This window comes from Clostridium beijerinckii HUN142, assembly GCF_000621745.1.
GTDB lineage: Bacteria > Bacillota > Clostridia > Clostridiales > Clostridiaceae > Clostridium > Clostridium beijerinckii_A.
In genome coordinates this window covers 102,742-116,513 of the sequence record NZ_JHXK01000020.1, presented here as the reverse complement: position 1 = coordinate 116,513, position 13,772 = coordinate 102,742, and the positions used below count along the sequence as shown (strand labels likewise).

At 30.0% G+C, this 13,772-nt stretch carries 11 protein-coding genes; 8 read left to right on the top strand and 3 right to left on the bottom strand.

What is annotated here, in order from left to right; all coding sequences use genetic code 11:
* The first annotated feature begins 209 nt into the window (after positions 1 to 209).
* The 3 genes from T483_RS0110980 to T483_RS0110970 all read left to right on the top strand — a co-directional run bounded on the left by T483_RS0110980 (position 210) and on the right by T483_RS0110970 (position 3,902).
* On the top strand, positions 210 to 836 hold the full coding sequence (locus T483_RS0110980) for a GntR family transcriptional regulator (RefSeq protein WP_017212945.1): 627 nt from the start codon (positions 210 to 212) through the stop codon (positions 834 to 836).
* A 362-nt stretch (positions 837 to 1,198) separates the two neighbouring features.
* Positions 1,199 to 2,326 (top strand): ABC transporter ATP-binding protein, encoded by a 1,128-nt coding sequence (locus T483_RS0110975; protein ID WP_026886888.1) that lies wholly within the window; start codon positions 1,199 to 1,201, stop codon positions 2,324 to 2,326.
* 1 nt (position 2,327) lies between these two features.
* The gene (locus tag T483_RS0110970) at positions 2,328 to 3,902 is read left to right on the top strand and encodes a glycine betaine ABC transporter substrate-binding protein (protein ID WP_026886887.1); all 1,575 of its coding nucleotides are present in this window, start codon (positions 2,328 to 2,330) and stop codon (positions 3,900 to 3,902) included.
* A 513-nt stretch (positions 3,903 to 4,415) separates the two neighbouring features.
* Here the strand turns inward: T483_RS0110970 and T483_RS0110965 are convergent.
* Entirely contained in the window at positions 4,416 to 5,558 is a 1,143-nt protein-coding gene (locus tag T483_RS0110965; RefSeq protein WP_026886886.1) for an epoxide hydrolase family protein, read from the bottom strand.
* Between the two features lie 298 nt (positions 5,559 to 5,856).
* On the opposite strand from T483_RS0110965, the gene T483_RS0110960 reads away from it, so the two are divergent.
* On the top strand, positions 5,857 to 6,711 hold the full coding sequence (locus tag T483_RS0110960; protein ID WP_026886885.1) for a helix-turn-helix domain-containing protein: 855 nt from the start codon (positions 5,857 to 5,859) through the stop codon (positions 6,709 to 6,711).
* A 276-nt stretch (positions 6,712 to 6,987) separates the two neighbouring features.
* Positions 6,988 to 9,366 carry an EAL domain-containing protein gene (locus T483_RS0110955; protein WP_026886884.1) on the top strand — a complete coding sequence of 793 codons (2,379 nt, stop codon included), beginning with the start codon at positions 6,988 to 6,990 and terminating at the stop codon, positions 9,364 to 9,366.
* Positions 9,367 to 9,410: 44 nt separating this feature from the next.
* Here the strand turns inward: T483_RS0110955 and T483_RS0110950 are convergent, their stop codons facing one another.
* Entirely contained in the window at positions 9,411 to 9,956 is a 546-nt protein-coding gene (locus T483_RS0110950; protein WP_026886883.1) for a DUF6512 family protein, read from the bottom strand.
* A gap of 596 nt (positions 9,957 to 10,552) precedes the next feature.
* Here T483_RS0110950 and T483_RS0110945 point away from each other — a divergent pair.
* Positions 10,553 to 11,161 carry a uridine kinase family protein gene (locus T483_RS0110945; protein ID WP_026886882.1) on the top strand — a complete coding sequence of 203 codons (609 nt, stop codon included), beginning with the start codon at positions 10,553 to 10,555 and terminating at the stop codon, positions 11,159 to 11,161.
* A 507-nt stretch (positions 11,162 to 11,668) separates the two neighbouring features.
* On the opposite strand, the gene T483_RS0110940 is transcribed toward T483_RS0110945, so the two are convergent.
* Positions 11,669 to 12,601 (bottom strand): ketopantoate reductase family protein, encoded by a 933-nt coding sequence (locus T483_RS0110940; RefSeq protein WP_242841838.1) that lies wholly within the window; start codon positions 12,599 to 12,601, stop codon positions 11,669 to 11,671.
* A gap of 114 nt (positions 12,602 to 12,715) precedes the next feature.
* On the opposite strand from T483_RS0110940, the gene T483_RS0110935 reads away from it, so the two are divergent.
* Positions 12,716 to 13,327, top strand: a complete 612-nt coding sequence (locus T483_RS0110935) for a TetR/AcrR family transcriptional regulator (protein WP_026886880.1) — start codon at positions 12,716 to 12,718, stop codon at positions 13,325 to 13,327.
* Positions 13,327 to 13,635, top strand: coding sequence for a nucleoside triphosphate pyrophosphohydrolase (locus T483_RS0110930; protein ID WP_026886879.1), 309 nt, complete (start codon positions 13,327 to 13,329; stop codon positions 13,633 to 13,635). The genes T483_RS0110935 and T483_RS0110930 overlap by 1 nt, the downstream gene beginning before the upstream one ends.
* Positions 13,636 to 13,772: the final 137 nt, after the last annotated feature.

The following is a 13,772-nucleotide window of genomic DNA, read 5'->3' as shown; positions in this document are numbered from 1 at the left end:
TGCAGTTATGAAAGTTTTTTGTTATTTATTTAGGATTTAAAATTTATAAGGTTTTGATTCTCAGTATTTTATAAATTATGTGAAGTTAAGTTATGATAAATTAAGAAGAATAGCAGAAAATAAAAATATATGATAAAATACCTTTGAAAGTATTCCATAATATTTTCAAAGGTATTTAAATTAATTTTAATAAGAGGATAGAAGCAAAGATGGAAAAAAAAATAAGAATAGTTAGTCCTGTTTATCAACAGATTGCCACAGATATTGCTTCAAAAATAGCAAGTGGACATTATCAAGTTGGTGAAAAAATATATGCACGTTCTGTACTTGCAAGTCAATATGGAGTTTCAGCAGAAACGGCTAGAAGAGCCATAGCAATACTTGCGGATGTTGATATTGTAGATGCCAATAAGGGCAGTGGTGTAATAATAAAATCAACTGAAAATGCCATGAAATTTATCAAGCAGTATAATGATGTTAAGACGGTTAATGATTTAAGAAATGATATATTAGATAAATTAGAAGAGCAGAAAAAAGAAAATGATTTATTAAGAGAACAAATAATTGATTTGTTAGATAGGACTGATAGATTTAAGTCCATAAATCCATTCATACCATTTGAGATACGTATAACTAAGGAAACCCCATACATAGATAAAAATGTAGCTGAAATTAATTTTTGGCATAATACCTCTGCAACAATTGTATGTATCAAAAGAAATGGATGCCTAGAAATGTCACCAGGGCCATATGCTGTGCTACGCGATAATGATATCTTTTATTTTGTCGGTGATGAAAGCTGCTATGAGAGAGTAAATAAATTCTTATATCCATAATATATCTCTGAATTAATTTGTAACGGGTAATATATTAATCATTTAGATTATAAAAATGGTTAATATATTACCCGTTATAATTTTATCGTTAAAAAGCTGAATCCAAATCAAAATTAAGTATATAACAGCTCACTTCCAATGCCTATTGAATGTTATGATTCAAGAGCTTATCAATATTTAGCTAATTTCGCTCTTTATAGTATCTCAAATTTTCAATGTGAAACTCTATAACACAAAAAGCAAAAGAGTTCAAATTTGACAAAAGTAACAACCTTATATTACAATTAAGTTGTTACTAAAACTATAAAAAGTAACAACTTGTATATAGATAAAAGGTTGTTAACGGGAAGGGAGTGGAATTTTTGATAGAATTTAAAAATATTCGCAAAGATTTTAAAAACAAAACAATACTCAAGGATATTACACTAAAGATAAATAGAGGAGAGCTTGTTGCTATTATAGGATCAAGTGGATGTGGAAAGACCACAACCTTAAAAATGATAAATAGGTTAATTAAGCCAACAGCGGGTAAGATTTTTATTAATGGAGAAGATATTGCATCAAAAGATGTAATAAAACTTAGAAGAAATATTGGCTATGTGATACAGCAGACAGGATTGTTTCCGCATCTTACAATTAGAGAAAATATTGAGATGATTCCTAAAGTTGAAAAGTTAAACAAAGTAAGTATAGAAAAAAGAACTCTTGAACTTATGGATATGGTCGGATTAAATAGCAATGACTTTTTAGATAGATATCCAACAGAACTTAGTGGTGGGCAGCAGCAGAGAGTAGGAGTTGCAAGAGCCTTTGCTACTAATCCAGAAATAATTTTAATGGACGAGCCTTTTAGTGCTTTGGACCCAATCACTAGAGTTCAGCTTCAAGAAGAGTTAATTGATTTACAGAGTAAATTAAAAAGAACTATTGTGTTTGTAACTCATGATATGGATGAAGCAATAAAAATAGCGGATAAGATTTGCATAATGAATAAAGGCGAGATTGTACAATATGATACTCCTGAAAATATACTTAAAAATCCTATAAACGATTTTGTAAGTGAATTTATAGGGAAGAATAGAATATGGTCTTCACCTGAATTTATAAGAGCTAAGGATATAATGATTGATCACCCTGTTGTCTGTTTTAAAAATGCATCACTTTTAAGATGTATTGAAAAAATGAGAAGTTCAAAAGTTGATAGTTTAATGGTTATAGATAAAGAAAATTATCTTTTAGGAATTATTACAGCAAAACAGATTCAAAATAAAACTGATAGAAATATTCCGGTAGAAGAGATAATGACTAATAAATTTATAAGCGTTGAGCCTGATGATTCTATTATAGATATTCTTGAACTTGTAAAGGAACATAAAATAGGACAAGTACCTGTTCTTGATGACTTTGGAGTTTTAAAAGGTATAATTACCAAAAGTAGCTTGGTAACAACTCTAAGTAGCCAGTTTTTAGATATGGAAGAGGTGAATTAGTATGAACGAATTTTTAAATTATATATTTACATCAAAAGATCAGATAATTACATTACTGCTTGAACACATTAAGCTTACAGCATTATCAGTTGGGATAGCTATAATAATTGGTATGCCACTAGGAATTCTTACAAGCTATGTGAAAAAACTAAACAAGCCAATACTAGGAATAGCTAGTGTTGTACAAGCAATTCCAAGCATGGCACTACTAGGATTTGCAATACCGTTCTTAGGGATTGGTACACCGCCAGCGATTGTAATGGTAGTACTATACTCATTATTGCCAATTATAAAAAATACAACAACAGGGATTGATAGTATAAATTCAGACATTCTAGAGGCTTCAAAGGGAATAGGACTTACTAAATTTCAAGTTTTAGTTAAGGTTCAAATTCCATTAGCACTACCAGTAATAATGTCAGGAATAAGAATTTCAGCAGTTACAGCAGTAGGACTTATGACTATGGCAGCCTTCATTGGTGGCGGTGGTCTAGGATATTTAGTATTTTCTGGTATAAGAACTGTTAACAATTATCAAATTTTAGCAGGAGCAATACCTGCATGTGTATTAGCATTATTAGTAGATGGATTATTTAGTATTGTGGAAAAACTTGTTACACCAATCAGTTTACAAAAAGCTAATAATAAATCCAAAGAAGCAAAAATAAGAGCTAGAAAAATACAAAAGGGTATATTAGCAGCCACTGCATGTGTACTTATTGGGATTTTTGCAGTAAGTGGATTATCTCAAAAGATTTCTAATAAAAAAGTTATTACAATCGGCAGCAAGGACTTTACTGAACAAGAGATTTTAGGAAATATATTATCAGAGCTTATCGAAAGAAAAACAGATATTTCAGTTAATCGTAAATTTGCATTAGGTGGTACTCAGGTTATATTTTCAGCTATGCAAAATGGAGATGTTGATATGTCTGTAGATTATACGGGTACAGCCTATGGAGATGAATTAAAGTATAAACCAATATCAGATGTAGAAGAAGTTTATAATACAGTAAAAAAAGATTTTAAAGATAAGTATAATATAGAAGTATTAAAACAGATGGGATTTAATAATACCTATACACTTGCTGTAACGAAAGAAACTGCTAAAAAGTATAATTTAAAAACAATAAGTGACTTATCTAAAGTTTCAAATGACATTACTGCGACTACAACCTTAGAGTTCCTAAATAGAGAAGATGGGCTAGTAGGTTTATCTAAAAAATATAGCTTGAATTTTAAGAATACCGTGGGCATAGATGGTAGTCCAAGATATGCAGCTTTAATGAATAAAGAAAGTGATGTTATAGATGCATTTTCAACAGATGGATTATTAAAGAAATATGATTTAAGTGTTTTAAAAGATGATAAAAACTTCTTCCCCCCATATTATGCGGTTCCGGTTGTACGAGCTGAGACATTAAAGAAATATCCTGAAATACAACCACTTGTAGAAGAAGTAGGAGATTTACTTAATAATGATGTAATGAGCGAATTAAACTATGAAGTAGATGAATTAAAAAAAGATCCTAAAGATGTTGCTGTAGATTTTCTAGAAAGGAATGGATTGATTTAATTAAATCAAAATAGATTTAAAGATAAACAATATATAACTTAGACTTATGCAATAATCCACCGAAAGGAGAAACATTGTTATTTCACAGGACTATGAAAATATTTATAATTTCTGGTGAAGATATGAACTTAAAGCTTTAGAAATTTTGTAGATTGGATATTCATAGGCACCCAATTTAGGAATTTCATATATGAGTTAGGTCAGGCACTATATATACAATAAATAAAAATTATGTATAAGTTCACTTATATGCAGAATTATTACCCATTATCCTTAAACTTTTATGTGTACCTGTACCAGAAATACATACATTTTTGTGAAACAGGCATCTGAAATTGAGCTATTGAAAGTTGTTAGTGAAAGGTTGTTCCGTTTGCTGCTTGTCATCAACTTGTTTGAGGAGCATGCAGCAATGGGCACAACCTTTTACTTAGAACTTTCTAGAGAAAATTTCATAAGTCCTGTGGAATAAAAATGTATGTAATTTCGTATTATCATCATATAAGTTTAAGCTTATCTATAAGTTCTAAAGAATGTACGAATTTCTTCAGTAAAATGCTCGGGATCTTCCATAGCCGTAAAATGTCCTCCTTTAGGCATTGTAGTCCAGCGGGGGATGTTTAGATTGCGCATAACCCATTCCTTTGGTGGCAGCAATACATCAGCTGGGAATAAAGCCATGCCTGTTGGTACATCTATGTGTCCCATTGGTGGCAATGAATGTGTATTTTCATAATATGCATTTGCTGATGAACCTATGGTATTTGTGACCCAATAGATCATTATATTAGTGAGAAGTTCATCTTTAGTAAAGATTTTATTTAAATCACCATTACAATCACTCCAGCTGAGAAATTTTTCTATGATCCATGCAGCTAGGCCAACAGGTGAGTCAGAAAGTCCATAGGCAATGGTTTGAGGTTTTGTAGATTGAATAGACATATAACCCCCTTCATTTGAAATCCATTCTGAAGCAATTTTCTTATAATTTAATTCATCTTTTGAAAGCTCTGTATCATCTGATATCATAAGATCTCTGATAATTCCAATATCAGTTAGATAGATTCCTATTAGAAGTTCTGGATGGTTTAATGCCAAGTATCTTGTAACACCTGAACCCATATCTCCACCTGCAGCAGCAAACTTACTGTAGCCAAGCTTTTCAATCATTAGTTTTGCCCAAAGTTCAGAAACACGATAATTATTCATGCCACTATGTTTTGAGGCACCAGAAAAACCAAAGCCAGGTAATGAAGGGATAATTACATCAAAAGAATCATTAGGATCACCACCATAACTTGCAGGGTCAGTAAGAAGTGGGATAATCTTTTGATAGCGTATGAAACTGTCGGGCCATCCATGAGTAAGTATAATTGGGGTGGGGTTAGGTCCTTTACCTGTTTCGTGTATGAAGTGAATATCTATCCCATCTACATTACAGCGAAAATGAGAAAAACGGTTTAATTCTTTTTCTTGTGCACGCCAGTCAAATTCATCCTTCCAATATGAAACAAGTGATTTTAAATAATTTATATTAGTGCCTCTTTCCCAACTTGAGTTTTCTAACTGTTCAGGCCAGCGTATATTATCCAATCTGTATTTTAAATCATTAAGTACCTCATCGGATACTTGGATATTGAATTTTTTAATAGACATAATAATTCTCCTTTCATATAAGTTATAGCAAAATTTATGTGTAAGTTATTAATAGACTTATTGTACATAACTTTCTTTAATTCTTAATAATAGTCTATCATTTAGAAAATATGATACAATGTCATAAATGAAGCTTCTAACTATACTATTTGTAAATGAACAAGAACAAAATCTCAGGTGACTTTGGACTGGGGAGTTTTTTTACACATCTGTTTTAGAATTTGCTCTTGATTAATGAAAATATAAATGGTAATTTGAATTCGTTATTTATTTTAATGTACCCAATGGAGGAATGTTTATGCCGCAGGAAGACCGTCACAAAAATAGAACTGTATATATAGAATTTATTGCAAATGAAAACTTTGTAAATCTTCCTTATAAGGAGCGTTTAACTATAACTTTTATTACGAGTGGAAGCATTAACTTACAACTAAATGATCGCCCTGTAAAAATTGTCGCTCCAAGTATTCTTTGTTTATCGATGGAGGACAAAATACAAGTTGTTGAAAAACAAAATGTATCTTCGCAATCATTTTGTTTCCATCCAGATTTTTTTAATACAGCTCATTTCTCAGAAACTAATGGATATCTGTCAACTAATCTAAAAATAAAAACGGGTCTTTTACTTTTTGGAAAAGATAAAATTCATACTAGGGTATATGCTGTAGATGAGAAAATATATTTGAAATTATATGAGTGGTTCTTTATTATGGGAACAGAAGTATATGCACAAAGTGACTCGCTTTGGGTGTGCAGAATAAAAAAATACTTAATACAAATACTTGGATTGCTTGAAGAGCTGAATCACCATAGCGAAAAATCACCTGTTAATTTAGTTTTAGAATATATACATATAAACTATTCTGATAAAATAACCTTAGAAGATTTAACAAGATGTGCTCACTTGAATCGTGTGTCACTAAATAAAAATTTTCAAGATTTATGTGGATATACAGCAATGGCTTACTTACTGGTATGCCGCTTAAAAGTTGCAGAGAGTCTATTGACCCATACAGATATGAGCTTAAACGAAATTGCACGTGCCACTGGCTTTGAATATGATACATATTTTATAAAACAATTTACGGCTAAAAGGGGCATGACTCCAACAGAGTTTAGGAAAAACTCACGAGAGTTTTCAAGTAAACAATAAAAAATGTGAAATATATTTGATAATGCTATTTAAGAAATGGAATTAGTAATAGAGGATGCTGAAGTTTATAAAAATCGGCATCCTCTATATTTATGGTATTTAATAAAAATTATTTGAAAAAAGATAATTTTTTTATTGTGTATAGATTTACAAAACTTGAATATTTATGAAATTGAGAATAAAATGATATAATGACAGAAAATGTTGAATTATGAAATTATTTATGTATTTTATGCCGGAGGTGGTTTTATTTATATTAGTTTATTTATTTCGTTAATGTTATGTTGCGTTTTTTATTCGTTTATAGGTATATACGGATACAGAATGGACAAAAAATCAAAAGCTAATCAAATATTTTTGAATTTAAGCATGTGTTGTGCTGTTTGGGCATTTGGATATGCAATGATGCTGACTTGTGAAAATATAAATATAGCGTTTTTTTGGAGGGCAGTTTCAATTTTGGGTTATTGTTTTTTTTCAGGTTATTGGCTGTATTTTGCATTTGTATTAAATAATGAGAAAGAAAGTAAATACAATCGGATTATAATAATTTTAGTCCATGTTCCTGCTGCATTATTATTTATGCTAAATATTATGGTTGAACCATCTTCAGCTATGATTAGAAGACCTTATGGATGGATTGATGTAGCTCCAAATTTATTTGGTCAAATTGCATACAGCATATGCTCTATAATTTATTATGTATCAGGTCTTATAATGCTATTTAATAGAGGAAGATATTCAAAAAAGAATAGGATAAGAAAGCAAAATAAAATTATTTTATGGACGTGTTTTATAAGCATTACCATAGGGGTATTCACAGATATTATTTTACCTATGTTTGGAATTCTTGTCTTTCCTTCAGCAGTTTTGAGTGGAACTATAGCTTTAGGTGGTATTTGCTATGCAATAAGTAAGCACAGGTTTATGTTAACTACTTCGAAGTATTTATCAGAATACATTTTTAATAGTGTTAAAAACCCAATATTTATTTTAGATGAGAATTTTGCAATCCAAAATTGTAATGAAGCGTCATCAAATATAACAGATTATAAATTTAAAGAATTAGAAGGAAAAATGTTCAGCGATTTAATATCTTATGAAAATATTGATTTTAATAATATAATAGAAAATAGTTATGTGAGAAATGTAGAGGTTAACTTACAACAAAAAGATGAAGGATACATTGTATGTGAATTATCAAGCACAGTTATATATGATGAGTATGACGATAAACTAGGTCTTGTAATTTTGATACATGATATTTCAGAAAGAACGAGAATAGCAGAAATAGAAAAGAAATATACTTTAAAATTGGAAAGAAAAAATTCGAAACTTATAGATCAAATAAAAGATAAGATACGTGCAGAAGAAAAAATACGTCACTATGTATATTATGATGCCCTCACAGAAATTCCTAATAGAAAAATGATGTTAGAAAATATTAATGAGCTATTAAAAAATAAAGATAGGAAGTTTGCACTACTTTTTATAGATTTAGATGATTTTAAAAATATAAATGATAATTTTGGACATCAAGTTGGTGATAAAGTTCTTAAAAAAGTAGCATCAATACTAAAAGATGCTATAGATCGGCGTGATATAATTAGCAGAATTGGTGGAGATGAATTTATAATTATATTGAAAGATATAGACTCTGACATATATATTAAAGAAATTGCTCTAAGAATACAAAAGGAATTGAAAAAACCAGTTACTTATAATGAGGAATCTTTAATTCTTGGAGCAAGTATAGGAATAAGTATATTCCCAGAGCATGGAGAGGATTCAGATACTTTAATTAATAATGCTGATTTAGCCATGTACGAAGTTAAGAAAAGTGGCGGATATGACTTTGCTATATATTCGCCTAAAATGGAACACAAAGCAATTGATAAATTAGAAATGAAGATGAAATTAAATAAAGCATTATCAAATAATGAATTTATGGTTTATTATCAACCTATTATGGATTTAAAATCTATGAAAGTATTAAATTCAGAAGCTCTTATAAGATGGAAGCAAGGGGATGGAATTATTCCGCCTATAGAATTTATTCCTATTGCTAAAAGTGTAGGAGAAATAATACCAATCGATAATTGGATGTTAGAAAATGCTTGTATACAGTGCAAAAAGTGGAATGAAATTGGCTTGAATGAATTTAATGTATCAGTAAACACCTCTTATTCTCAACTAAAGCAACCTGAATTTGTATCACTTGTTCAAAATATATTAGAGGCATATTCTCTTTCTCCTAAATACCTGAACCTAGAAGTTACTGAAGATGAGGCAATGGAAGATTTTGAAACAATTATAAACATATTGGAACAATTTAAGAGCATGGGAATAAAAATATCATTAGATGATTTTGGGACAGGCTATTCGTCTCTTAATTATGTAAATAAATTACCTATTGATAAAATAAAAATTGATAAATGTCTTATAATGAATTTAGAAACAAACTATAAAAATCTAACGATCATTAAATCTATAATAAATATGGGACATAGCCTAGATATTAAAATTGTTGCAGAAGGAATTGAAACAGAAGAACAGCTTAGAATTTTAAACGAGCTTAAATGTGATTTCATCCAAGGGTATTTAATAGGAAAACCTATGGAAGCATCAGACTTTGAACATAAGTTTATTAATTAATTTGGCGTTTAAAATTAAGCTGATCCATATGAAGAGGATTTATTTTAATGAATTCCATACTGCTTAGTAATTGGGTCCATAAAAATCGGCAATTTAGGAGGAAGAAAAGTAAAAAGAGTAAAGCAAATTATTATTAAAGAACCTATTATAATAGATAAATAAAAATGAAGCATAGTTAATGTTGCATATTTATAAATATGCAAAGATAAACATTGAGCAATAGAAAGCCCTAAAAATAATGAAAATATGTCAAGAAATAATGATTGTATTCCAAGAGCACCTGTGTAGGTATAGTAAAAACATGTTATAACAATACAGCTAGTAATAACTGAAATAACAGAGCATATAACCCAGATATACAAGTTAATTTTATCTCGAAATACTAAAATGCCTAGTATATACCAAATAAAAGTAGGATAGGTTGAAAGCTTTAAGTGTTCCCAGATACTTTCGTTAACAGGAGTAAAAATACCTACTATAACTGATTTACCGCTCCAATCATATGCAAAGTGAGCTAATGATCCAAGTAAAAAAGTAATTGGAATACCGATAATAAACCAAAATTCAGGACTTAAAAGAATGTTGTTCATAATTTAGATACATCTCCAATTTAAATTCTATAACTGCTTTAAATAATGTTATAGATATCCAACTTTAAAACTAGATTTATGTGTTAACTTATCGAAATTATAAATATTTGATTCCGAAAAGCTATAAAAATATCGCTGAAGATTCTAAGCAGTAGGTTGTATCCACTTTAGCATGCTCCAACTCGACTCGCGTTCTCTCGCGAGTAAGCGATTCTCACCAAATCAAAGATGCTCACAGAGAAAGTTTTGCTAGCCAAATATAAAATTTGGAGCATCACTTTTGGATTCTATGCTTAAGAATCTTTAACAGCTTATTTTCAAATATTTTCTTCACATTATGACCCTTGTGGTTACAAATATATTTATGATTTCCAGTGAAGATATGAACTTAAAGTTTTAGTAGCCTTGTAAGTGTGTTAATCTAATAATCTGAATTCTTAAATTGTTTATCTCTATAAACTAATAATAAAGCAGTTTCATATAATAAATATATGTAGCATAGATGGAAATTAATACCTAAATATCTATAATAAAATTTTGCTCGAGTAATTAATATATTACCATATTAAACCACGCTTAAAATATTGGAGGAAATAATGAATAAAGAACGTAAACCACATATTTATAATGAATATAAATATGTATTTGATGAAATTAAGAACTTACTAAAAGATAATGAAAAATTAGTAATAGCCATTGATGGAAGGTGTGGCGGAGGGAAGAGTTCCTTAGGAGCAATGCTTACAGAAGAGTTTGATTGCAGCCTTTTTCATATGGATGATTTCTTCCTTCATCCAAGAATGAAAACAAAAGAACGATTAGCAGAACCTGGTGGAAATGTTCACTACGAAAGATTTGAGGAAGAAATATTAAAGCCACTAAAAAACAATGAGCCTGCTGTATATAGAAAGTATTTATGTAATAAAGGGGAGCTAAGTCAGCCTATAAAAGTAGAAACGAAGAACTTAACTATAATTGAAGGAAGTTATAGTCTCCATCCTACACTAAGAGATTATTATGATTATAAAATCTTTATAACCATTGATCCAAAAGTGCAGCATGAACGAATTCTAAAACGTAATGGTGAAGAAAAACTTCAGGATTTTATAAATAAATGGATCCCACTGGAAGAACATTACTTTACAGAACTAGACATTGAGAATAAATGTGACATAATACTTGATACTACAAACATAAAGAGATAAATGAAAAGTTCGTAGTGTTAAATGAATTATTGAAAAAGTACATAGATATCCAACTCATAAACTAAATTTATGTAGTAACTTACCGAAATCATAAATATTTTGTTCCGAAAAGCTATGAAAATATCGCTGAAGGTTCTAAGCAGCAGGTTGTACCCACTTTAGCATGCTCCAACTTTCAGTTTGACAAGCTAAAATGGAACAACCTACAGCCAAGAACCTTTAACAGCTCATTTTCAAATGTTTTTTCCACAAATATATTTATGATTTCTAGTGAAGATACGAACTTGAAGTCTTAGCGACTTTGTAAAAATGTTCATCTAATAAGTCTAATTCTTAAGTTTTTTATCTATAGAATATAGAAAAAGCACTGCAAGTCTTTAGAGATCCGAGTAGTGCTTTTTCTTGGCTTTTAGATTCACTTGTAACTTTAAAATAATATATAACAGATTAAACTAAAGTGATATTTATGAAGAATAAAATAAATCATCTTTAACATAGTCACATGCCTTATTGAACTTTTTTATGAAAAAGCTCATCCAAAAGTAGTATTTCTGCTTTTGCGCTTATAGCATGGTTTCCAAGCAAAACATCAATAGTAAAATCATTACTAAGCATTTTTCGATACATTGCGATGATATCATCTTCAGATAATTCGCCCATTAAATTTGTTTCCTTTGGGATTACTGGAATTCCTGCTTTAGCAACCAGATGTATATTTTGTTTCAATTCCTTGGCAATCTTAAGTAAAGTGTCTTCACTTTTTGCTGTTTCTATATCCATCATACCAGCATTTGTATAAAAATGTTTAATAACTATAGCAGTGGCAGCATGTGAAATATGGAATGCTTTGATATTTTCTTGTATTTCATAATGTAAATTTGATACTTCAAATATTTGAGCAAGATCTTTAACTCTTTCAGTAATTTGTCCATTTATTTCACCGAAAATGGTTCCTTGATGCTCTTCAGAACCAAATTGTGCATATAAAATACCATCTTTCATATCGCCACCTGCACCTGGAAATCCAGGAAGCAATCGATCCCCTACAATTTCAAGCCAACGGTCATATCCCATTGTGTTAGTTAAGGTGATAATAGTTCTGCTATGATTATTTTTAATTGCTAACAGTGCAGATTCTGCCTGATCATAACGAACTGGAACAAAGATAAAATCGTAGATATCATTATCTTCTAGCTTTTCGATAGTCTTGATAGATATGTTCTTTATAACTCCATTATCGTTATATCTTAATCCATCGTTTTTAAGTGATTTAAGCCTTTCGCCTCGAGCTAATAGAGTAACGTCAAGTCCTGACTGTGCAAATCTAAGTGCATATATACTGCCGACTACACCAGCTCCAAATATTAAAATTCTTTTTTGTTTTATGTTCATTATTATCATTCCTCTCAAGTAATTGTGTATATGTTGTCTAAGCAACATGTGTATGATATTATGATAATACGGTGCTATTGCTATTACAACCAGCAGATTAAATGAAAAGTTGCTTAAACAACAGATTTTGAGATTTGCTGTTTTAGAAAGGAAGATTAAAGTATGGTAAATCAAGATGATCCAAGAGTTTTACGCACACGACAATTAATAAGGGAAGCTTTTAGTGATTTGTTACAGAAGAAAGGATTTGATGCGATTACTGTGAAAGATATCGCACAAAAAGCTTCGATTAACCGAGCTACTTTTTATGCTCATTATGAAGATAAATATGCTTTGTTAGAAGAAATCACAGAACAGGCTTTTCATAAGATGTACCCTGAAGAAGTTATGAATGCTAATGAGTTTACGGATGAGATATGTAATCAGTTAATAATACTTACGTACAATTACATAGTGACTTTTTATAAAACATGTGGATGGGATTCTAAATCTATTGGTACAATTGTTGATGAAAAGATAAAAAAGATGTTGCAAGAAACAATAGGGAATATATTTTTAAAAGGGAAGACTTTCCCCATGGAAGATAACATTAATACTAAGATTGTTTCAGCAATGACATGCTCAGCTATTTATGGAGCTGCATATTCTTGGTTTAAGGATGGGAAAAATGATCAAACTGATTTACTTTTAGATATTGTGCGCCCATATATAATGAATGGTCTTAATATGTATCGCAATATGGATGTTAATAATTATGAAAATGGTGAGAATTAATGAAAGTATATAATAAATTAGTAAGAGATAAAATTCCAGAAATAATAAAAGCTGATGGAAGAGAATGCGATATAGAAGTAGTAACAAAAGAAGAAAAGTATGAGCTTTTAGAAGTAAAACTAAAAGAAGAAGTTAATGAATTTTTAGAAGATAAGAATCTAGAAGAATTAGCTGATGTTATGGAAGTTTTGTTTGGACTTGCTGACAGCCTAGGGTTTAGTGAAGAAGAACTTATAAAAGCTAGAGACAAGAAAAGAGAAGAACGTGGGGGATTTAAGGAAGGGATTGTCCTTAAAAGTACAAAATGATTTTGTTGAGAAAATACAATATCAACATATGCAAATAGCAGGATGTGTTGGACTTCTAGGTTAATTTCACACGCTTAAAAATACAGGCGTAAAAAATTCTAACTTAAAGCCATCTCTGATTTAAAAAGAGAGTTTAC

Excerpts from the sequence above, each read along its gene's own strand:
- T483_RS0110980 (WP_017212945.1), top strand. The coding sequence starts at position 210 with ATGGAAAAAAAAATAAGAATAGTTAGTCCTGTTTATCAACAGATTGCC.
- T483_RS0110930 (WP_026886879.1), top strand. The coding sequence starts at position 13,327 with ATGAAAGTATATAATAAATTAGTAAGAGATAAAATTCCAGAAATAATA.
- T483_RS0110965 (WP_026886886.1), bottom strand. The coding sequence starts at position 5,558 with ATGTCTATTAAAAAATTCAATATCCAAGTATCCGATGAGGTACTTAAT.
- T483_RS0110950 (WP_026886883.1), bottom strand. The coding sequence starts at position 9,956 with ATGAACAACATTCTTTTAAGTCCTGAATTTTGGTTTATTATCGGTATT.
- T483_RS0110970 (WP_026886887.1), top strand. The coding sequence starts at position 2,328 with ATGAACGAATTTTTAAATTATATATTTACATCAAAAGATCAGATAATT.
- T483_RS0110945 (WP_026886882.1), top strand. The coding sequence starts at position 10,553 with ATGAATAAAGAACGTAAACCACATATTTATAATGAATATAAATATGTA.
- T483_RS0110960 (WP_026886885.1), top strand. The coding sequence starts at position 5,857 with ATGCCGCAGGAAGACCGTCACAAAAATAGAACTGTATATATAGAATTT.
- T483_RS0110935 (WP_026886880.1), top strand. The coding sequence starts at position 12,716 with ATGGTAAATCAAGATGATCCAAGAGTTTTACGCACACGACAATTAATA.
- T483_RS0110955 (WP_026886884.1), top strand. The coding sequence starts at position 6,988 with ATGTTATGTTGCGTTTTTTATTCGTTTATAGGTATATACGGATACAGA.
- T483_RS0110940 (WP_242841838.1), bottom strand. The coding sequence starts at position 12,601 with ATGTTGCTTAGACAACATATACACAATTACTTGAGAGGAATGATAATA.